The following is a 20,070-nucleotide window of genomic DNA, read 5'->3' as shown; positions in this document are numbered from 1 at the left end:
GGCTTGTCAATGCTGATTTAGTCCATTTTGATGCAATTTGTTTTAAAGCAAGTAGCGGACTAAGCTTGTGGTGAGCGAAAATCAGCGCGATAGATCACATATTTCTAGGTTTTTCGCCAAAATCTGGTACATTATTGACCGTTTTTTTAATCAAGTTCTATGCTCGTTGCGGCCTCATGCCGAAGCGAGTTACTCCCTTAATAAGTGAAGCAAAATCCATGGCTACTCCACAGATTGATAAATTAAGAAATATCGCGATCATCGCACACGTTGACCACGGTAAAACAACGTTGGTTGATAAACTGCTGCAACAGTCAGGTACGTTAGAGTCTCGCGGTAATACGGAAGAGCGGGTCATGGACTCGAACGATATCGAGAAAGAGCGCGGTATCACTATCCTTGCAAAAAATACAGCCATTAACTGGAATGATTTCCGTATCAACATCGTAGATACTCCAGGACACGCCGACTTCGGTGGTGAAGTTGAGCGTATCATGTCAATGGTTGACTCTGTTTTGCTGATTGTTGATGCGGTTGATGGCCCAATGCCACAAACTCGCTTCGTAACACAAAAAGCCTTTGCTCACGGTTTGAAACCAATCGTTGTTATTAACAAAATTGACCGTCCTGGCGCTCGCCCTGATTGGGTTATGGATCAAGTGTTCGATCTGTTCGACAACCTTGGTGCAACGGATGAGCAGCTCGACTTTAAAGTGGTTTATGCCTCTGCACTGAACGGTTGGGCGACACTTAACGAAGGTGAAGTTGGCGAAAACATGGAACCTTTGTTCCAAGCGATCGTTGACAATGTAGAGTCACCACAAGTTGACCTTGATGGCCCACTACAAATGCAAGTTTCTCAACTTGATTACAGCTCTTACGTTGGTGTTATCGGTGTTTGTCGTGTGACTCGTGGTAGCGTAAAAGCGAACCAACAAGTAACAGTTGTCGGCGCTGATGGTAAGAAACGTAACGGTAAAGTTGGTACAGTTCTGGGTTATCTTGGCCTTGAGCGTAACGAAGTTGAACAAGCTAACGCTGGCGACATCATTGCGGTAACAGGTTTAGGTGAACTGAAAATTTCAGACACCATTTGTGACCAAAACTGTGTTGAAGCCATGGTGCCGCTATCCGTTGATGAACCGACAGTGACCATGACTTTCCAAGTCAATACCTCACCGTTTGCAGGTAAAGAAGGTAAATACGTGACTTCACGTAATATCCTTGAGCGTCTGCAAAAAGAGCTTGTTCATAACGTAGCATTGCGTGTTGAAGAAACCGACAACCCAGATCGCTTCCGCGTTTCAGGTCGTGGTGAACTTCACCTATCAATCCTGATTGAGAACATGCGTCGTGAAGGCTTTGAACTTGCGGTTTCTCGTCCTGAAGTTATTTTGAAGGAAGAAGACGGCCAGAAAATGGAACCGTTCGAAACCGTAACGATCGATGTGATGGAAGAGAGCCAAGGCGGCGTGATGGAGAAGATCGGCCTACGTAAAGGTGAGCTGACGAACATGACTCCAGACGGCAAAGGCCGTGTGCGTCTTGATTTCATGATGCCTTCTCGCGGTTTGATTGGTTTCCAAACAGAATTCATGACCTTAACCTCAGGTTCAGGTTTGCTTTACCATACGTTTGATCATTACGGCCTACACAAAGGCGGTAACATTGGTCAACGTAACAACGGCGTGTTGATCTCTAACGCGACAGGTAAAGCGTTGACTTACGCTCTGTTCAACCTACAAGAGCGCGGTCGCCTATTTACTGAGCACGCAGATGAAGTGTACGAAGGCCAAGTGATCGGTATCCACAACCGTTCTAACGACCTAACAGTGAACTGCTTGAAAGGCAAGCAGCTGACAAACGTTCGTGCTTCTGGTACTGATGAAGCGCAAGTATTGTCACCTGCAATCAAGTTTACACTTGAGCAAGCACTTGAGTTTATTGACGACGATGAACTAGTGGAAGTGACCCCACAGAGCATTCGTATCCGTAAACGTCATTTGACTGAAAATGATCGTAAACGTGCAAGCCGTGGCTAATACCGTCATGGTATAAGTTAACGAGTTAATCTAAGGGCGAGGAGTGTACTTCTCGCCTTTTGCTTATCTGCAATATAGTCAGTTTTAGGTATAGAATGGTGATTGATGATAAAAATAAGCAGGGAGAAGGCATTTGAAAATCAAAAAGCTTGGCAAACAATGTTTACTGTTTACGCGTTATTTACTCAGCCGGATGGGTCATGACCGCGTCAATGTTAATGCGGGCTATTTGGCTTATATCACGTTGTTGTCGATCGTACCTATGCTTACCGTGCTGTTATCAATTCTCTCCTCATTTTCTATTTTTGCCAATGTCGGTATGGTTATTCAAGATTTTGTGATCACCCATTTTGTGCCTGCCGCAGGCGATGTAGTGCGAGAGGCGTTGCTCGAATTTATCGCGAATACAGGTAAGATGACGGCCGTGGGCGGGGTATTTTTATTCGTTGCAGCTTTAATGCTGATTTCTAATATTGACAAGAATTTGAACTACATTTGGCGAGTTAAAGATAAACGGCGCATGGTGCTCTCTTTTTCAATGTATTGGATGGTTCTTACGCTCGGGCCAATTTTAGTCGGCGCGAGTATTGCGGCAACCTCGTATATTACCTCACTCAAGATTATTGACAGCGAAGCACTCTCTGGTGCTTATAATTTGTTGCTGCGCTGGCTACCTTTTATTTTGTCATTCTCTGCTTTTGTCGGTTTGTACCTGCTGGTGCCGAATAAAAAAGTGCATCTTTCACACGCCTTGGTCGGGGCAATGGTGGCGGCTATTTTATTTGAGTTCAGTAAAAAAGGGTTTGCTGCTTATATTACTCAGTTTCCCTCCTATCAACTGATTTACGGCGCACTGGCGGCGATCCCTATTCTGTTTGTGTGGGTCTACTTATGCTGGATGATTGTGCTCGTTGGGGCGGAGGTGACGGCGACTTTGGGTGAAAAAGAGCACTGGAGCAATGAGCAAGAAATGCTAAACTCATTGCCTATCTCCGAGCAAATGATAAAGGGAAATCAGAGTGATAGCGTTGATCCAGAGAGTGAGTGAAGCGGCGGTACGTGTTGATGGGGAAGTGGTTGGCGAAATCAATCAAGGCTTACTGGTGCTACTTGGGGTCGAAAGAGATGACGATGAGGCAAAGGCCAAACGTCTAGTCGAACGTGTGACTCAGTACCGCGTGTTTGAAGATGAAGAGGGAAAAATGAACTTGAACGTGCAACAAGTGAACGGTCAGGTTTTAGTGGTGTCTCAATTTACATTGCCAGCCGATACCAAAAAAGGGACGCGTGCCGGATTTTCAAAAGGTGCACACCCTGCTGATGCTGAGCGTCTGTATGATTACTTTTCGGATTTGTGTGAGCACATTTTGCCAACTCAGCGTGGCCGCTTTGCACAAGATATGAAAGTCTCGCTGATTAATGATGGCCCAGTGACATTCTGGCTTCAGGTTTAATAAAGAAATGGATAGAGCCTCCTTCGTTGGGATCATGCGGAGTATGAGAGGCTGTGATTTAGGGATAACCAAATGTTTAAACTGATTACGCCAAGTACCGACAACCAACTGAATAAATACTACCATTTTCGCTGGCAAATGCTGCGTGAGCCATGGCATCTACCGATCGGCTCGGAGCGCGATGAGTATGATGGCATGAGCCACCACAGGATGATTGTCGATGGTCGTAACCGACCGATTGCTATTGGTCGCTTGTACATTACGCCAGATTGCGAAGGGCAAATTCGCTATATGGCGGTTAAAAGTAGCCGTCGCAATAAAGGTATGGGCTCTTTGGTGCTGGTGGCGCTAGAGTCGCTGGCTCGTCAAGAAGGTGCAAAGCGCCTAGTCTGTAGCGCCCGTGAAGATGCGATTGCATTTTATGAAAAGAACGGCTTTGAACGCCGGGGCTCGCTCAATGATGAACGCGGTCCGGTTCGACATCAACAAATGGTCAAACCGCTCGATCCCATGGCCAATGTGATTCGCAAACCTGAATGGTGTACTGAACTGCAAGAACGCTGGGCCACGCACATTCCTATCAGCGAAAAAATGGGCATTAAGGTGACTCAATATACGGGCTACCAATTTGAGTGCAGCGCTCAGCTCAATCCGAATTTGAACCCACACAACACCTTATTTGCAGGCTCGGCATTTACCCTTGCCACCTTGACCGGATGGGGAATGGCATGGCTGCTGATGCGTGAGCGAAGTCTGAATGGCGATATTGTTTTGGTTGATAGCCGCATCCGCTATCGTCACCCTGTGGTGCATAACCCTTTAGCCTTCACTTCATTGGATGGCATTAGTGGCGATTTAGATCGTTTAGCCAGTGGACGTAAAGCGCGTATCGTCGTCAATGTCACTATCACCAGTGGCGGTAAACCAGCCGTTGAATTTACGGGAACCTATATGTTGATCCCCAATTACAAGGCATTGTTAGCCGCCGCATCATTGGCTGAGTAAGTGTCGGTTTCTGGATCACACGAATAGATGGTGTGCTGTGTGTTGTGGAGCAGTTCGAAGTGCATCTCACGGCACATCTGTTGGAGGTTAAGGTTAAGTTGTCCTTTCTCCAACTTGACCAAATCCACGTGACCATCAAGGTTTGCCTTGAGCGTCTTTCCAACCAGCGGCGTTGTATTAATCATCATCCGCCCTCTGTCTGAGTGAATGACTAAACCTTCGAGCGTAAACGGCTCATGGCTGAGGTTTTGCTCAGGATCGCTTAGCGTTAATATGCCTTGTCGAATATTGAGCGTTGCTTCACCTGTGAGGGAGTGGGCGAAGGTGGCGTAGTCTCCGGCGAGGCCGTTGACCTGCGCTTCCAATTCACTGAGACCCTCTATGGTAAAGGGAAGCTGGGTGACTTTATTGAGCACCGCTAGCGGTAGCCCATCGGCATGAATGTTGGTTTGCCAAGGCTGACTTAACGTTTGGAAATTCCAACGCGCAGTGGCATCGATATAGCCGTTTTCTAACGGCATGAATAAACGATCTAGGTACCATTGGCCTTGCTCGCTGCGCATCTCAACGACGCTTTGCGTGCTCAATAGTGAATCGTAGCTGGCGCTGTTTGCGCTGATATTGAGCGTGCCTTGCCACAATCCCAAGCGTTTCTCTTTTACGAGAGTTAGTTGCTTTCCTTTGGCATGGACACCAGACAATTGCCAATAAGGTGGCGCAAACAATTGAATGAGTTGGCTATTGGCGATGGTGAGTTGCTCGATGGTGAGGTTATCAACCCACGGGCAATGCTGGCTCAGCGACGTAAAATCATCTTTGCTTTCGCTCACCCATTTTACACCGCGAATAGTGAGTTGTTGCAGCGATGCTGAGGTTGGGGTGATAACACCCGCCCATTGAATATCACCTTGCTTAAATTCACTACTAAAATCCTCAATAATCAGTTTACCCGGCTCGGTGCGCAGGCTAAAGGTCGGCTCCACCCACTGCTGACCTAGCCAAGTTGCATCGTCGGCTCGCAGCGATAATTTACCTTGTTGCTGCTGCCAAATATTGCTGTGTGGATAAATGTTCTCCAGCGAAATATCGACGTTACGCAAGCTGATATCCGCAAGCTCGATCTGACTGTTTAAAATATCTAAGCTATTGATATGGTCTATTTTGTCAAAGAGCTGAAACCAATCCGATTGGCGTAAGGAATGACTCATATCTCGGCTAAGATTGAGTTTTTCCAGTGTCACATTGATCAGCGACCAACCTTGAGGATACTGCTCGGCTTGACCTGAAATAGCCGCGCCGCGCCATGACAACGAGAGCCCATAGACGGTGCTGTTGGCAGGTTTGTAATCCATATCGAGCAGTAGGTTATTCAGCGCTTCTCCTTGCCAATAAAATTGTTCAGCTGAGAGTTGTATCTCGCCGAAAGGCAGAGCTGTTGGAGCATCCGGCCAATGTGGATTTTTAATCTGTAGGTTAACACCACGCGCTAGCCAACCTTGTTGGGCGATGTCGGCGTGATTGAGCGCGATTTGGCTCACCGAAATGGGCCATGATCGCAAATCGGTAGGAAGGCCATTTTGTAGACTGATACCACTAAGTAGCACGCTATCAACGGCGATTTTTTGGTCGCGAATGAGCTGTGGGCTGAGCCAAATATCGGCTTGCTCTATCGGGATATGCTGCTTATTTTGCCGCAGTGTTAATTGGTTGAACTGAAAATGCAAAGGATACTGGTATTGAAGAGATTGAAACGTCACGTTTCCTTTCGAAAGCCGTTCAACGAGAGTTTGAGCAACGGGAGTAGCATAAGAGGTATGTAGCAGTGCAAACATACCCAGCATGAAAGTGAGAAATAGCGCGATGATCGCAATCAGCAATGCCAAAGCCTTGTTCATGGTGTCCTTACTCGTAAATCGTTACCTGCGACAGAGTGAAACAAATTACCTCACGCAGCAACAAAAAAAGCCCCTTATCAAAGGGGCTTGCTACTGACTTATCAGTTTTAGTCGAGTTGTGGGCCTGCGGCCACTAATGCTTTACCTTCTGCGTTATCAGTATACTTGGCAAAGTTATTGATAAAGCGCGAGGCGAGATCTTCAGCTTTGCTTGTCCATTGTAGAGGATCCACGTAAGTATCGCGTGGGTCGAGAATGGTTGGGTTCACACCAGGTAGTGAGGTTGGTACTTCAAGATTGAAGATTGGAATATGCTTGGTTGCTGCCTTCTCAATCGAACCATCTAAGATAGCGTCAATGATGGCGCGGGTATCTTGAATCGAGATGCGTTTACCGCTGCCGTTCCAACCAGTGTTGACTAGATAAGCTTCAGCACCAGCTGCTTCCATACGTTTTACCAGCACTTCGGCATATTGTGTTGGGTGGAGCGTTAAAAACGCTGCGCCAAAACAGGCTGAGAAGGTTGGTGTTGGTTCGGTGATGCCACGTTCAGTACCCGCTAGTTTTGCCGTAAAGCCAGACAAGAAGTGATACTTGGTTTGTTCTGGAGTCAATTTAGAGACTGGTGGAAGCACACCAAATGCATCCGCAGATAGGAAGATCACTTTATTGGCGTGACCACCTTTCGATACAGGCTTAACGATGTTTTCGATGTGGTAGATAGGATAAGAAACACGAGTATTCTCGGTTTTAGAACCATCATCAAAGTCAATCGAACCATCGCTACGTACTGTGACGTTTTCCAGTAGCGCATCACGGCGGATCGCGTTGTAGATGTCAGGCTCGGCTTCTTTGGAGAGCTTGATGGTTTTCGCGTAGCAACCTCCTTCAAAGTTAAACACGCCATCATCATCCCAGCCGTGCTCGTCATCGCCGATTAACGCGCGTTTTGGATCGGTAGAGAGTGTGGTTTTTCCTGTGCCAGATAGGCCAAAGAAAATAGCCACATCGCCATCTTTAGCCATGTTGGCTGAACAGTGCATTGAAGCAATACCTTGCAGTGGAAGGAAGTAGTTCATCATTGCGAACATCCCTTTCTTCATTTCACCGCCGTACCAAGTACCGCCGATCAACTGCATTTTTTCCGTTAAGTTAAACACAGTGAAGTTTTCTGAGTTCAGGCCTTGCTCTTGCCATTTGTCATTGGTGCATTTGGCACCATTCATGACCACAAAATCAGGTTCGAAGTTAGCTAGCTCTTCTTCTGTTGGGCGAATGAACATGTTTTTGACGAAGTGCGCTTGCCACGCCACTTCAGTAATGAAGCGCACGCAAAGGCGCGTATCTGCGTTGGCACCACAGTAACCGTCAAGAACGAATAGACGTTTAGCGGATAGTTGACGACCCACTAGTGCTTTTAGATCATTCCATACTTCTTGGTTAATCGGCTTGTTATCGTTTTTCGCTTGTTCAGATGTCCACCATAGGGTATCGCGTGTGGTGTCATCTTTGACAATGAATTTATCTTTTGGTGAGCGGCCTGTAAAAATGCCAGTATCAACGGCAACAGCGCCAAGTTCAGTGACGACGCCTTTTTCGTAGCCTTCAAGGTCTGGGCGAGTTTCCTCGGCAAATAACAGTTCATAGCTTGGGTTGCGAACCACTTCGACTACGTTGGTTATTCCGTATTTGGTCAGGTCTAGTTGTGCAGCCTTTGTATGTTCCATAACGGTCATAGGTGCTCCTTGTAAGAGATTTTGTAGGGATTTTGTAATAATGTTTGTAATTGTTATCTGCTCACCATGCTAGCAACGGGTGGGGGATAAAACAGGGACACAGTTCAAAAATTGCCCATGACACTCCTGTGGTTTTAGGTGTCCCGTCACATATTGGCGCAACTATTTTATCGCGTACGCAAACCTTTGCGCTAGATCAATAAGATTAATACTTTTAAAAAAATAAGTACGCTATTCTGTTTGTTTAAGGCTTGATTTTGCTGGGTTTTGATCACAAAAAAAGCCAGCATAAAGCTGGCTCTGATACGTTTTCTTCGTGCTTGTTAATTCATGCAAATTAATGAATTGTGTCGCTTCCTGAGGAGGCTTGTGCGTAGAGTGTTGCGATCTCAGCCTCTTCAAATGAGTAGTTGGTGCCACAGTAATCACAATGTAAAGAAACGGATCCTTCAGACGATAAAATGTCGTAAATTTCCTCTTTCCCTATTGTGATGATGGCCGCCCCACTGCGTTCACGTGAACAACCACAATGGAATTCCACGGGTTGTGGGGTGAACAACTGAACTTTCTCTTGGTTATACAGGCGATACAACAGATCAGTGGCTTCTAAGGTGAACAGCTCTTCGTTTTTTACGGTGTTAGTTAACTGCTCTAAGTGCTCAAAATCATCGGACGTACCCGTTCCATCTGGAATAGTTTGCAGTAACATGCCAGCGGCACAGGCTTTTCCATCTTGCGTACCAATGCGTATCCAAAGGCGTGTTTTCAACTGTTCAGAGCGGATGAAGTAACCTTCCAGCACTTCCACTAAGTTATCACCCTCTAAACCGACCACACCTTGGTAGCGCTCGCCTTTCTTGGGCTCGATAGTGATAACTAAATGACCTTTACCCATCAAAGTGTGTAGGTCGGCATCATCGGCAATATCGCCTTTCCAGCGTGCGACACCACGCACTTTCTGTTCATTATCACCATTGATAACGACTAAGGAAACTGGGCCATTGCCTTGCAATTGCATGGTAATTGAGCCTTCAAACTTCAGCGTTGCGGTTAGCAAGGTCGTTGCGACGAGCAGTTCGCCCAAAAGTTTTTGTACTGGGGCTGGATATTCCTGGCTCGAAAGGATGTGTTGATACGCGTCGTCTAATTGTACCAACTCGCCACGTACGGATAGATCTTCAAATAAGTAGCGATTTAAAATGTTATTTGCCATTTAGCTATTTCCTCGGAACATGGTCCAGCTTTTATTGATGTTTAAATTTAATGATGTCACGACGCTCTTTTTTGTCTGGTCTGCGTTCGGGGCTTGGGTTGTGTGCGTTGAGCTTACGTTGCTCGGCATGATGGGCACGTTTGGCGATGCTTGCTGCGGTTTCCGAATACAGGGTTTGTGCTTCTGGCGCGCTGCGCCTTTGCCCTAACAGATTGATCACAGTGACGATTTTCTCTTCTTGGCCTTGGCGCAAGGTAATCGTTGCCCCAAGCTCGACAATTTTACTTGGCTTGGTGCGTTGGCCATTATAATGGACTTTACCACCATCGACCATACTGCGTGCGATCGACCGCGTTTTATAAAATCGTGCTGCCCATAGCCATTTATCCAATCTTATTTGCTCTGTCGCAGAACTCATACTACAAATGTGCCTCAAAGGGAGTTAGTCTTGTACGTTTTATGGCCTTTACAATGGTGTTTTGGTTCCAGATTTTCAAGCTACCCGACAAAATAATGTCAGTAAAAATGACGAGAATGTCTCCTATGATATATTAATGTGTTTTTGTAGCGCGATCTTCGCGGTCTTATGTATCTGTTCCATTTAAATGGAAGCATAGTTTAAATGAAATGGAAGTATAGTTTGAGGCCAATCCGCCGGTTTTCGTCTGGCTAACGGCTCATGAATGTGAAATATCATGGTTGAAGTAAGAAAATATCAGTAAGGACATCTTTTGAGGCGAATCGATTTTAGCAGTATGACCTCATCTCGCTTATGGCAAGCAGGTTTGCTACAAAAAATACCGCAATGGCAGAAACAAATCAGCCAATTTCTTACCTTAGTATTGCTGGTCACGTCGGCTTGGATTCTAGGAAAAATGGTGTGGCTGATTCAGCAAAACGCGGTTGATATAACGCCTTGGTCTCCAAGAGCAATCGCATCAACGCCGAATGCGGCGCGTTCGCTTGATCTCTCTTCTTTACAACAAGGAAGTTTATTTGGTCGCTATAGCGAGCAGAAGGTCGAAGCCGCACAGCCTGTGGTCAAAGATGCACCTAAAACCAGCCTTAGCTTATTATTGGTTGGAGTGGTGGCGAGCAATGAACCGAGTAAGAGTCTAGCGGTAATCGCAAATCGTGGTAGCCAAGCGACCTATGGTGTTAACGAAGTCATTGAAGGAACCCGTGTCAAATTGAAAGCGGTGTTCAATGATCGCGTTATTATTGATAACTCAGGGCGCGATGAAACCTTGATGTTGGATGGAATTGACTATCATAAACCGAGTGTAGCAACGCCTGAGCGCGTTGTTGCATCGAATGTGCGTGGTAATAACCCAGCGTCTGCAGAAGAGAAGTTGGATGACATTCGCGCCGCTATTGCCAGCAATCCGCAAGAAATCTTTAAATATGTACGCCTGTCGCAAGTGAAACGTGATGACAAAGTGCTTGGATACAGAGTGAGCCCTGGGCAATCTCCTGAGTTGTTTGAGTCGGTAGGGCTACAAGATGGCGATGTCGCAATCGCGTTAAACGGTCAGGATTTAACGGACCCGGACGCCATGAATAAGATTTTTCAGTCAGTCTCTGAGTTAACCGAAATGAACTTAACAGTCGAAAGAGACGGGCAATCCCATGACATTTATATCCAATTTTAGACAGACTGATGCATGAGCATGAGTTTAGGGAGTAAGACGTGAAGCATTGGTTAAACAAAACGACGTGGTTATTGATGGGTGGCTTGTTGTCATCGCCGTTAGCCATGGCAAACGATTTTAGTGCCAGCTTTAAAGGCACCGATATTCAAGAATTCATCAATATCGTGGGCCGTAATCTTGAAAAAACAATCATTGTTGATCCTTCCGTTCGGGGGAAGGTTGATGTCCGCAGCTATGACACACTTAATGAAGAGCAATACTACAGCTTCTTTTTGAATGTATTGGAAGTGTATGGTTTTGCCGTGGTGGAAATGGACAACGGCGTGCTCAAAGTGATCAAGTCGAAAGATGCCAAAACGTCTGCGATTCCTGTCGTTGGCGATGAAGGAAAAGAGAACGGTGATAGCGTGATCACGCGCGTTGTTGCGGTGCGGAATGTTTCGGTACGAGAGCTTTCACCTTTGCTGCGCCAGTTGATCGATAACGCAGGAGCGGGCAACGTAGTGCATTATGATCCGGCGAACATTATTTTGATTACAGGTCGTGCTGCGGTCGTCAACCGTTTAGCCGATATCATCAAACGAGTTGACCAAGCTGGTGACAAAGACATCGAGGTTGTGGAACTAAGTAATGCATCTGCCGCTGAAATGGTGCGTATTGTGGAGGCATTAAACAAAACCACGGATGCCAAAAATACTCCAGAGTTTTTGCAGCCTAAGCTGGTGGCCGATGATCGTACCAATTCGATTTTGATCTCAGGTGATCCTAAAGTCCGTGAACGTCTAAAGCGATTGATCACTCAGCTTGATGTTGAGATGGCAACAAGAGGCAATAACCGCGTCATTTATCTAAAGAATGCGAAAGCGGAAGATTTGGTTGATGTGCTGAAAGGGGTGTCTGACAACTTGCAGGCCGAAAAACAGTCTGGGCAAAAAACAGGGCAAAGTTCACAACGCACCGAAGTGATGATTTCAGCACATGCACCGACCAATTCCTTAATTGTTACCGCTCCGCAAGACATCATGAAAGAGCTAGAAGATGTGGTTGCGCAGTTGGATATTCGTCGCGCTCAGGTATTGATTGAAGCGCTGATTGTTGAAATGGCCGAAGGGGATGGCATCAACTTAGGCGTGCAATGGGGCTCACTCGACAACGGCTCTGTGATTCAGTATGGCAACGCGGGCGCGCCAATCGGTAAGGTAATGATTGGTTTAGAAGAAGCCAAAGATAGCGTTGAGAAAAAACCGATTCGAGATAGCTCAACAGGCGCAATAAAATACTACGAAGAAACAACGAAGAAAGGGGATTACTCTACTTTGGCGTCAGCGCTCGGTGCGGTCAATGGTGCAGCCATGAGCTTAGTGATGGGCGACTGGACCGCGCTGATCAGCGCCGTGTCGAGTGACTCCAACTCGAACATCTTGTCATCACCGAGTATTACGGTGATGGATAATGAAGAAGCCTCCTTCATCGTGGGCGAAGAGGTGCCTGTTTTGACAGGTTCGAGCGCGGGCGCAAATAACGATAATCCTTTCCAAACCGTAGAACGCAAAGAGGTCGGTATCAAGCTGAAAGTGGTACCACAAATCAACGAAGGCGACTCAGTTCAACTGAAAATTGAACAGGAGGTATCCAACGTATTAGGAGCGAATGGTGCCGTCGATGTCCGTTTTGCAAAGCGTCAATTAAACACATCGGTCATCATTCAAGACGGTCAAATGTTAGTGCTGGGGGGGTTGATTGATGAGCGCGCAGTCGAAAGTGAATCCAAAGTCCCACTATTAGGCGATATACCGGTTTTAGGCTATTTGTTCAAATCGACCAGTACCCAAGTTGAGAAGAAAAACCTGATGGTATTTATTAAGCCGACCATCATTCGTGATGGGATGACGGCCGATGGCATCACTCAGCGTAAGTACAACTACATTCGTGCTGAGCAGCTCTATAACGCTGATCGCGGTTTGAAGTTGATGGCGAACGATAATATCCCTGTGCTGCCCAAGTTTGGTGATGAGCGCACCCATTCTGCGGAAGTACAAGCCTTCATCGAACAAATGGAAAAACAGCAATGACCGAAGTTTTGTCGCAACCTCACTACCGTCGCTTACCGTTTAGCTTTGCCAATCGTTTTAAATTGGTATTAGAGCTGGTAGAAGACAACGAGCTGCCGACGTTATTTTATGTCGCACCGCTGGCTATCGAATCATTAGTCGAAGTGAAACGAGTCGTGAAACAGCCGCTCAACTTGGTTGAAATTTCACTGGACGAATTTGAAAGTAAGTTGACCCAAGCTTACCAACGAGACTCGTCAGAAGCGCGACAATTAATGGAAGATATCGGTGCTGACAGTGATGATTTCTTCTCATTAGCCGAAGAGCTGCCGCAAAATGAAGATTTGTTAGAGTCAGAAAACGATGCGCCCATCATCAAATTGATCAACGCCATGCTTGGCGAAGCGATCAAAGAGGGCGCGTCGGATGTTCACATTGAAACCTTTGAGAAAATCTTGTCGATTCGTTTTCGTGTCGATGGGGTACTGCGTGAAGTGTTAGCGCCGAGTCGTAAATTAGCGCCGTTGCTGGTTTCACGCGTCAAAGTAATGGCTAAGCTTGATATCGCTGAAAAACGTGTACCGCAAGATGGACGCATTTCATTACGCATTGGCGGTCGAGCGGTTGATGTTCGCGTGTCCACCATGCCTTCGTCTCACGGTGAGCGTGTGGTGATGCGTTTGCTAGATAAAAACGCCACGCGCTTAGATCTGCACAGTCTAGGAATGACGGCCGCCAACCACGAAAGCTTCCGTCAATTAATCAAACGACCGCATGGCATTATTTTGGTGACGGGCCCAACCGGTTCAGGAAAATCCACCACCTTGTACGCTGGCCTGCAAGAACTCAACAGCAACGAGCGTAATATTTTAACCGTGGAAGACCCGATTGAGTTCGATATTGATGGTATCGGTCAAACTCAAGTCAATCCTAAAGTGGACATGACTTTTGCACGAGGATTACGTGCTATTTTGCGTCAAGACCCGGATGTGGTCATGGTTGGGGAAATTCGTGATTTAGAAACCGCGCAGATTGCGGTGCAAGCGTCTTTAACCGGACACTTGGTGATGTCGACTTTGCATACCAATACCGCCATCGGTGCGATAACACGTTTGCGCGATATGGGAATCGAACCCTTTTTGATCTCATCATCGCTGCTTGGCGTATTGGCACAACGCTTAGTGCGTACCTTATGTCCCGATTGCAAAGAGGCCTACCAAGCCGACAATGAGCAGAAAAAACTGTTCAATTGTAAGAAAAAAGAGTCGCTGACACTGTATCGTCCGAAGGGCTGTGACAAATGCAATCACAAAGGGTATCGAGGCCGAACGGGTATACATGAATTGTTGCTGATTGATGATGAGGTACAAGCCTTAATTCATAGCGAAGCCGGAGAGCAAGCAATTGAAAAAGCGGTGCGGGCGAAAACACCGAGCATTCGTGATGACGGGCTTGATAAAGTGCTGAAAGGCATTACCTCACTTGAAGAAGTGATGCGAGTGACGAAGGAAGCATAATGGCGGCATTTGAATATAAAGCGCTCGACGCCAAAGGCAAACAAAAAAAGGGTGTTATTGAGGGGGACCATGCTCGGCAGGTTCGCCAGCGCTTAAAAGAGCAAGGGCTTATACCGATTGAACTCATTGAGACGCAAGCGAAAGCGGCTCAGCGTGAGCAATCGCCTTTGAGTTTTAAGCGCGGTATCAGTACACCGGATTTAGCGCTCATTACTCGCCAGTTATCCACTTTAGTGCAGTCAGGCATGCCATTGGAAGAGTGTTTGAAAGCCGTATCTGAACAATCGGAAAAGCCGCGTATTCGCACCATGTTGGCCGCTGTACGTTCCAAAGTGACTGAGGGTTATACCTTGTCAGACAGCTTAGGTGATTATCCACACATCTTTGATGACCTGTTTCGTTCGATGGTTGAAGCGGGCGAAAAATCAGGTCATTTGGATTCGGTGCTTGAGCGTTTAGCGGACTATGCTGAGAATCGCCAAAAAATGCGTTCCAAGTTACAACAAGCGATGATTTATCCAGTGGTGTTGGTGGTGTTCGCGGTGTGTATTGTGGCTTTTTTGCTGGCGGCTGTGGTGCCTAAAATCGTCGGACAATTTGTCCAAATGGGGCAAGAATTACCGAAGTCGACTCAATTTTTACTCTCCTCAAGTGATTTTATCCAGCATTGGGGTGTCCAATTGCTGGTGCTATTGGTGATCTTGATTTATCTCGTCCGATGGTTGCTAAGCAAGCCGAACTTGCGGTTGAAGTGGGATAAAAAAATCATCGGCATGCCGTTGATTGGCAAAATCACTCGCGGTCTCAATACTGCGCGTTTTGCGCGAACTTTGTCTATTTGTACCTCCAGTGCGATTCCTATTTTGGATGGGATGCGTGTAGCGGTGGATGTGATGTCCAATAAATACGTTAAGCAACAAGTGTTGTTGGCGGCTGACAATGTTCGCGAAGGGTCGAGCTTGCGTAAAGCGCTTGAGCAAACCAAGTTATTTCCACCGATGATGCTGCATATGATCGCCAGTGGAGAACAAAGTGGTGAGCTCGAAAGTATGCTGACGCGCTCGGCCGATAACCAAGACGCGAGTTTTGAATCGACGGTCAACATCGCATTAGGTATTTTTACCCCGGCATTGATTGCATTAATGGCTGGGTTGGTACTGTTTATCGTGATGGCGACCTTGATGCCGATTTTAGAAATGAATAATTTAATGAGTCGTTGATCATGACTGAATTCTGCAATGATAACGACCAAACTATGTTGGAGGTTGGAATGAGAACAAAAACAAATAAACAGTCGGGCTTTACTTTGCTTGAAGTGATGGTGGTTGTGGTTATTTTGGGTATTTTGGCGAGTTTTGTGGTGCCTAATTTGCTCGGTAATAAAGAAAAAGCTGACCAACAAAAAGCGATTACCGATATTGTCGCACTCGAAAATGCGTTGGATATGTATAAATTAGACAACAGCGTGTACCCAACGACAGATCAAGGCTTAGAAGCGCTAGTGACCAAGCCGTCGAATCCTGAGCCACGCAACTACCGCGATAACGGTTATATTCGCCGTTTGCCAAATGATCCTTGGGGCAACCCTTATCAATACTTAAGCCCTGGTGATAACGGTACGATTGATATCTTCACGCTAGGTGCTGATGGTCAAGAAGGTGGCGAAGGCGCCAGTGCCGACATAGGCAACTGGAACATGCAAGATTTCCAATAAGAGAGAGGGCGGCCTTAGCCGCCCCATTTATCTGATGCTATCTCAACGCGGTTTTACCCTACTCGAAATACTGCTGGTGCTCGTGCTGCTCTCGCTCAGTGCTGTGGCCGTTATATCGACGCTACCTAGCACGAACAACGATGATGCGAAACAGTACGCGATGAGCCTTTATCAGCGTCTACAACTGAGTAATGAAGAAGCCATTCTCAGTGGCAAAGATTTTGGTTTGCGGGTCGATGAAAAAAAATCGCATCTGGTTTTCCTATCGATGGAGGATAAGGGATGGCAGCCGCTAGAGAGCAAGAAAATGGCTTCACAGCTCCAACTGCCTGAGGGGTTATCTCTCCAGTTTGAGCTGGGAGGAAGTGCATGGAAAAACGATGATCGACTCTTCAAACCGGGCAGTCTGTTTGATGATGATAAGTTTGCTGATGAAAACGAACAGAAAAAGCAGCTACCACCACAAGTGTTTATTTTATCGAGTGGTGAGCTGACCCCTTTTGTCCTGAGCATCCATCTTAATCAGCAAGATGCAGAGCAAGGCTGGCGAGTGGTAGTGAAAGAAAACGGGGAAATCACGCTGTTCGCTCCGGGAGATGCGATCGATGGGTAAACAAAAAGCGATGACGCTGTTAGAAGTCTTGGTGGCGCTGGCTATTTTTGCCACCGCTTCCATCAGTGTGATCCGTTCGGTCAGCCAACACATCAATACCGTGAGTTATTTGGAAGAAAAAGCGTTTGCCGCCATGGTGGTCGATAACCAGATGGCGCAAGTGATGCTTACTCCTCAAAACGTACAAGCGAAAAATGGCAGTGAGGTATTGGCGGGCCGAACCTGGTATTGGAAAGTCACTTTAGTACCCACTGCGGATAATTTATTGAAAGCTTTTGATGTCAGCGTGGCTAGTGAAAAAGAAGGATCACCTTTGGTGACAGTGAGAAGTTATGTCGCCAAATAAACAAAACAAAGGCTTTACCCTGATTGAAGTGCTGGTGGCGATTGCGATTTTCGCTAGTTTGAGCGTTGGTGCTTACCAAGTATTGAACCAAGTCCAGCGCAGTAATGAGATTTCAGCCCAACGTAGCCAACGTTTGAACGAATTGCAGCGCGCCATGGTGTTAATGGATGGCGATTTTCGGCAGATGGCAACGCGTCAATTTCGCACCAATGGTGAAGAGCCAAGTCAACAGATGCTGATTTGGAAAGAGTACTTGCTCGACTCCGATCAAAAAGGAGTGCTGTTTGCACGATTAGGTTGGCATAACCCACAGCAGCAATTTCCACGCGGGGAAGTCACTAAGGTCGGCTACCGAATTAAAGAGGGCGTGTTAGAGCGTATATGGTGGCGTTATCCTGATACTCCTGCAGGGCAAGAAGGGATCATCACGCCATTGTTACATGATGTTGAGTCACTATCGCTGCGCTTTTATAACCAAGATAAATGGAGTGAAGAGTGGACTGATGCCTTGAAAATCCCACAGGCGGTGGCCGTGAAATTGGCGCTGAAAGATTATGGCGAGATTGAGCGTATCTACCTTACTGCTGGTGGTGGCATCAATTCGACCAACAAAGAGGCTGATAATAATGGCGCACCCTAATCGAGCCCAACGCGGTGTGGCGTTAATCGTTATCTTGCTGTTGTTGGCGATTATGGTGTCGATTGCCGCAACCATGTCTGAACGTTTATTCACACAGTTTCAAAGAGCGAATAATCAAATTAGTTACCAGCAAGCCTATTGGTATAGTGTGGGTAGTGAAGCTTTAGCCAAAGTCGCTATCGAGCAGAGCTACAAAGACAACGAAACGATTAACTTAAGTCAACCTTGGGCGATGAAAGAGCAAACGTATCCATTGGATTACGGCACTTTGAAAGGGCGCATCCTTGATAAACAGGCTTGTTTTAACCTGAATGTACTCTCGAGAGCCAGACCTGCGGCAGGGAGTGTCGAAAAACCCTATTTAGTGCAAGTGTTGCAACGGTTATTGGAAGAGCTTGAGGTCGACAGCTATCAAGCCGAAGTGATTGCCGATTCGGCTTGGGAGTATATTGATGGCGATTCAGATGTGCAGTCCTCTTATGGCGTAGAAGACAGCCAGTATGAATCAATGTCTCCTGCTTATCTGGCGGCGAATAGTTTACTTGCGGATAACAGTGAGTTGCGCGCGGTTCAGCAGGTGAGCGGTGATGTAATGAATAAAATAGCGCCTTATATCTGCACTCTCCCCACTGATGATTGGCGTTTGAATATCAATACCTTGGAACCCGATCATGCCAAGTTATTGGTGGCGATGTTCAGCCCGCACTTAAGTGAAGGGGATGCAAAAAACTTACTCGAGAGCCGACCATTTGATGGTTGGGCTTCGGTAGACAATTTTCTCGCAGAGGCCGCATTGGCTGCTGTGGAGAGCAAAGTGAAAGAAGAAGCGAAACAGTACCTAGCTGTCGATAGTGCTTATTTTGAACTGGATGCTCAAATCTTGGTTGATGACTCGCGAGTTCGTATTCGCAGTTTATTGTTTAGTGATAATAGAGAAACCGCAACGGTCATACGCCGTCGCTTTGGAGGGATCAGTGAGCGAGTTTCTGACCGTTCGGCTGAGTAGTCAACAAGACGCTGAAATACCTTGGCTGGTGTGGTCAACACAGCAGCAAGAAGTGATTGCCAGCGGTGAAATATCCGGATGGGAGCAGCTATCTCAGCTCTCTAGCTATGCGGCTGAACGCGCCACGATTGTGCTGCTCGCTGCCAGTGATTTAGTTCTCACTGAGGTCGCGATTCCATCAGGGGCGGCTCGTCGCTTAGAGTCAATGTTACCTTATCTAATCGAAGATGAGATCGCACAAGATGTGGATGATCTGCATTTTTCAATTTTGCATAAAACCGCTTCCACTGCTTACGTTGTCGGGGTGGATCGTGCTTGGTTGCGTACCCTCTTAGATGAGCTCAAAGCCGCGGGTTTTGACGTGAAAAAGGTATTACCGGATGTGTTGGCTATCCCTGCATCAGAGGGGTTGTCGGCACTGCAGATCGGCCAAGAATGGTTAATCCGTAAAGGTGAGTATTTAGGGGTGAGCATTGAACCGCAGTGGTTAACGCTGTTTAGTGCGTCAGAGTGGGTCAAGCAAGAGGGGCACTATTTACCGCTAGAGGCGTATACCCAGCTCCCTGAGCTGACACTGGCTGAAGAACAACATTGGCAACAAGCCGAGCCTCATTTAGTCATGGCGCTGCTGACTCAGCAAGCGATAGCGAGCAAAGTGACTTTACTGACGGGAAGTTTTAAAACCAAGTCCTCGTTTTTGAAGCATTGGCAAGTATGGCAAAAATGCGCATTAGCGGCCGCGGTGTTGATTGTAATTTCAACCAGCCACCATCTTTTGCAAGCTGGGCACTACGAAGCGCAAGCCGATGCTTATCGAGCGGAGAGTGAACGTGTTTTTCGCGCGGTTTTCCCTGATAAACAGAAAATACCCACCATCAGTTACCTGAAAAGACTGATGAATGATGAAGCGGCTCGGCTCTCTGGCGGCGAAGCCAATGGTTCGATGTTGGAGTGGTTGTCGAAGTTGCCCAGCAGTGTCGGCAGCGTACCGAACATGCAGTTGCAAAGTGTTAAATATGATGGCAATCGGGGTGAAATTCGCCTTGAAGTTCAAAGTAATGATTTTGAAAGCTTTGAACAAGCGCGCCTTAAATTGGAAAAACAGTTTGTGGTTGAGCAAGGGCAGTTAAACCGCTCGGGTTCTGTAGTCAATGGTACCTTCATACTGAAAAGCCAGTGAGGTGAG

18 protein-coding genes are annotated in these 20,070 nt (G+C 46.8%); 14 read left to right on the top strand and 4 right to left on the bottom strand.

Features of this window, described 5'->3' with window-relative positions; all coding sequences use genetic code 11:
* Positions 1-218: 218 nt before the first annotated feature.
* The 4 genes from typA to AACV20_RS01675 all read left to right on the top strand — a co-directional run bounded on the left by typA (position 219) and on the right by AACV20_RS01675 (position 4,501).
* A complete protein-coding gene (typA, locus tag AACV20_RS01690; protein ID WP_010319743.1) occupies positions 219-2,042 on the top strand; it encodes a translational GTPase TypA in 1,824 nt (607 codons plus the stop codon).
* Between the two features lie 133 nt (positions 2,043-2,175).
* Positions 2,176-3,090: a virulence factor BrkB family protein gene (locus AACV20_RS01685; protein WP_170907844.1), complete on the top strand. Its 915-nt coding sequence runs from the start codon at positions 2,176-2,178 to the stop codon at positions 3,088-3,090.
* A complete protein-coding gene (gene dtd / locus AACV20_RS01680) occupies positions 3,062-3,496 on the top strand; it encodes a D-aminoacyl-tRNA deacylase (RefSeq protein WP_013855445.1) in 435 nt (144 codons plus the stop codon). The genes AACV20_RS01685 and dtd overlap by 29 nt, the downstream gene beginning before the upstream one ends.
* Positions 3,497-3,568: 72 nt before the next feature.
* On the top strand, positions 3,569-4,501 hold the full coding sequence (locus AACV20_RS01675) for a bifunctional GNAT family N-acetyltransferase/hotdog fold thioesterase (RefSeq protein ID WP_017048711.1): 933 nt from the start codon (positions 3,569-3,571) through the stop codon (positions 4,499-4,501).
* On the opposite strand, the gene AACV20_RS01670 is transcribed toward AACV20_RS01675, so the two are convergent.
* The 4 genes from AACV20_RS01670 to hslR all read right to left on the bottom strand — a co-directional run bounded on the left by AACV20_RS01670 (position 4,462) and on the right by hslR (position 9,763).
* Entirely contained in the window at positions 4,462-6,396 is a 1,935-nt protein-coding gene (locus tag AACV20_RS01670) for an AsmA family protein (protein ID WP_170907843.1), read from the bottom strand. The two genes, AACV20_RS01675 and AACV20_RS01670, sit on opposite strands and share 40 nt — an antisense overlap.
* 107 nt (positions 6,397-6,503) lie before the next feature.
* Entirely contained in the window at positions 6,504-8,132 is a 1,629-nt protein-coding gene (pckA, locus tag AACV20_RS01665) for a phosphoenolpyruvate carboxykinase (ATP) (protein ID WP_013855443.1), read from the bottom strand.
* A 337-nt stretch (positions 8,133-8,469) separates the two neighbouring features.
* Positions 8,470-9,345, bottom strand: a complete 876-nt coding sequence (gene hslO, locus AACV20_RS01660) for an Hsp33 family molecular chaperone HslO (RefSeq protein WP_170907842.1) — start codon at positions 9,343-9,345, stop codon at positions 8,470-8,472.
* A gap of 31 nt (positions 9,346-9,376) precedes the next feature.
* The gene (gene hslR / locus AACV20_RS01655) at positions 9,377-9,763 is read right to left on the bottom strand and encodes a ribosome-associated heat shock protein Hsp15 (protein WP_026028320.1); all 387 of its coding nucleotides are present in this window, start codon (positions 9,761-9,763) and stop codon (positions 9,377-9,379) included.
* Between the two features lie 337 nt (positions 9,764-10,100).
* Here hslR and gspC point away from each other — a divergent pair, with 337 nt between their 5' ends.
* Genes gspC through gspL form a run of 10 tightly spaced genes read left to right on the top strand, consistent with a single transcriptional unit; the run spans position 10,101 to position 20,064 of the window.
* A complete protein-coding gene (gspC, locus tag AACV20_RS01650) occupies positions 10,101-10,997 on the top strand; it encodes a type II secretion system protein GspC (protein ID WP_231140402.1) in 897 nt (298 codons plus the stop codon).
* Between the two features lie 38 nt (positions 10,998-11,035).
* Positions 11,036-13,069, top strand: coding sequence for a type II secretion system secretin GspD (gene gspD / locus AACV20_RS01645; protein WP_170889710.1), 2,034 nt, complete (start codon positions 11,036-11,038; stop codon positions 13,067-13,069).
* Positions 13,066-14,565: a type II secretion system ATPase GspE gene (gene gspE / locus AACV20_RS01640; RefSeq protein ID WP_170907841.1), complete on the top strand. Its 1,500-nt coding sequence runs from the start codon at positions 13,066-13,068 to the stop codon at positions 14,563-14,565. Before gspD ends, gspE begins: the two co-directional genes overlap by 4 nt.
* Positions 14,565-15,785: a type II secretion system inner membrane protein GspF gene (gene gspF / locus AACV20_RS01635; protein WP_017045694.1), complete on the top strand. Its 1,221-nt coding sequence runs from the start codon at positions 14,565-14,567 to the stop codon at positions 15,783-15,785. The genes gspE and gspF overlap by 1 nt, the downstream gene beginning before the upstream one ends.
* Positions 15,786-15,835: 50 nt before the next feature.
* On the top strand, positions 15,836-16,279 hold the full coding sequence (gene gspG, locus AACV20_RS01630) for a type II secretion system major pseudopilin GspG (protein WP_010319321.1): 444 nt from the start codon (positions 15,836-15,838) through the stop codon (positions 16,277-16,279).
* 34 nt (positions 16,280-16,313) lie between these two features.
* A complete protein-coding gene (gspH, locus tag AACV20_RS01625; protein ID WP_013855434.1) occupies positions 16,314-16,892 on the top strand; it encodes a type II secretion system minor pseudopilin GspH in 579 nt (192 codons plus the stop codon).
* Positions 16,876-17,238: a type II secretion system minor pseudopilin GspI gene (gspI, locus tag AACV20_RS01620; RefSeq protein WP_017045697.1), complete on the top strand. Its 363-nt coding sequence runs from the start codon at positions 16,876-16,878 to the stop codon at positions 17,236-17,238. The genes gspH and gspI overlap by 17 nt, the downstream gene beginning before the upstream one ends.
* Entirely contained in the window at positions 17,225-17,878 is a 654-nt protein-coding gene (gspJ, locus tag AACV20_RS01615; protein ID WP_047688025.1) for a type II secretion system minor pseudopilin GspJ, read from the top strand. Before gspI ends, gspJ begins: the two co-directional genes overlap by 14 nt.
* Positions 17,865-18,884, top strand: a complete 1,020-nt coding sequence (gene gspK, locus AACV20_RS01610; protein ID WP_017048718.1) for a type II secretion system minor pseudopilin GspK — start codon at positions 17,865-17,867, stop codon at positions 18,882-18,884. The genes gspJ and gspK overlap by 14 nt, the downstream gene beginning before the upstream one ends.
* Positions 18,853-20,064 (top strand): type II secretion system protein GspL, encoded by a 1,212-nt coding sequence (gene gspL, locus AACV20_RS01605; protein WP_170907840.1) that lies wholly within the window; start codon positions 18,853-18,855, stop codon positions 20,062-20,064. The genes gspK and gspL overlap by 32 nt, the downstream gene beginning before the upstream one ends.
* Positions 20,065-20,070: the final 6 nt, after the last annotated feature.

The organism is Vibrio sp. B4-6, from assembly GCF_963888245.1.
Classification (GTDB): Bacteria; Pseudomonadota; Gammaproteobacteria; order Enterobacterales; family Vibrionaceae; genus Vibrio; species Vibrio anguillarum.
Note: the sequence above shows the minus strand (reverse complement) of the source record. Positions and strands in the feature narration are given on the sequence as shown.

What these genes read in the sequence shown, in the direction of transcription:
- gspE (WP_170907841.1), top strand. Translation starts at nt 13,066, where the DNA reads ATGACCGAAGTTTTGTCGCAACCTCACTACCGTCGCTTACCGTTTAGC.
- pckA (WP_013855443.1), bottom strand. Translation starts at nt 8,132, where the DNA reads ATGACCGTTATGGAACATACAAAGGCTGCACAACTAGACCTGACCAAA.
- hslO (WP_170907842.1), bottom strand. Translation starts at nt 9,345, where the DNA reads ATGGCAAATAACATTTTAAATCGCTACTTATTTGAAGATCTATCCGTA.
- gspH (WP_013855434.1), top strand. Translation starts at nt 16,314, where the DNA reads ATGCTATCTCAACGCGGTTTTACCCTACTCGAAATACTGCTGGTGCTC.
- gspG (WP_010319321.1), top strand. Translation starts at nt 15,836, where the DNA reads ATGAGAACAAAAACAAATAAACAGTCGGGCTTTACTTTGCTTGAAGTG.
- gspJ (WP_047688025.1), top strand. Translation starts at nt 17,225, where the DNA reads ATGTCGCCAAATAAACAAAACAAAGGCTTTACCCTGATTGAAGTGCTG.
- gspI (WP_017045697.1), top strand. Translation starts at nt 16,876, where the DNA reads ATGCGATCGATGGGTAAACAAAAAGCGATGACGCTGTTAGAAGTCTTG.
- gspK (WP_017048718.1), top strand. Translation starts at nt 17,865, where the DNA reads ATGGCGCACCCTAATCGAGCCCAACGCGGTGTGGCGTTAATCGTTATC.
- AACV20_RS01675 (WP_017048711.1), top strand. Translation starts at nt 3,569, where the DNA reads ATGTTTAAACTGATTACGCCAAGTACCGACAACCAACTGAATAAATAC.
- typA (WP_010319743.1), top strand. Translation starts at nt 219, where the DNA reads ATGGCTACTCCACAGATTGATAAATTAAGAAATATCGCGATCATCGCA.
- AACV20_RS01670 (WP_170907843.1), bottom strand. Translation starts at nt 6,396, where the DNA reads ATGAACAAGGCTTTGGCATTGCTGATTGCGATCATCGCGCTATTTCTC.
- gspF (WP_017045694.1), top strand. Translation starts at nt 14,565, where the DNA reads ATGGCGGCATTTGAATATAAAGCGCTCGACGCCAAAGGCAAACAAAAA.
- gspC (WP_231140402.1), top strand. Translation starts at nt 10,101, where the DNA reads ATGACCTCATCTCGCTTATGGCAAGCAGGTTTGCTACAAAAAATACCG.
- hslR (WP_026028320.1), bottom strand. Translation starts at nt 9,763, where the DNA reads ATGAGTTCTGCGACAGAGCAAATAAGATTGGATAAATGGCTATGGGCA.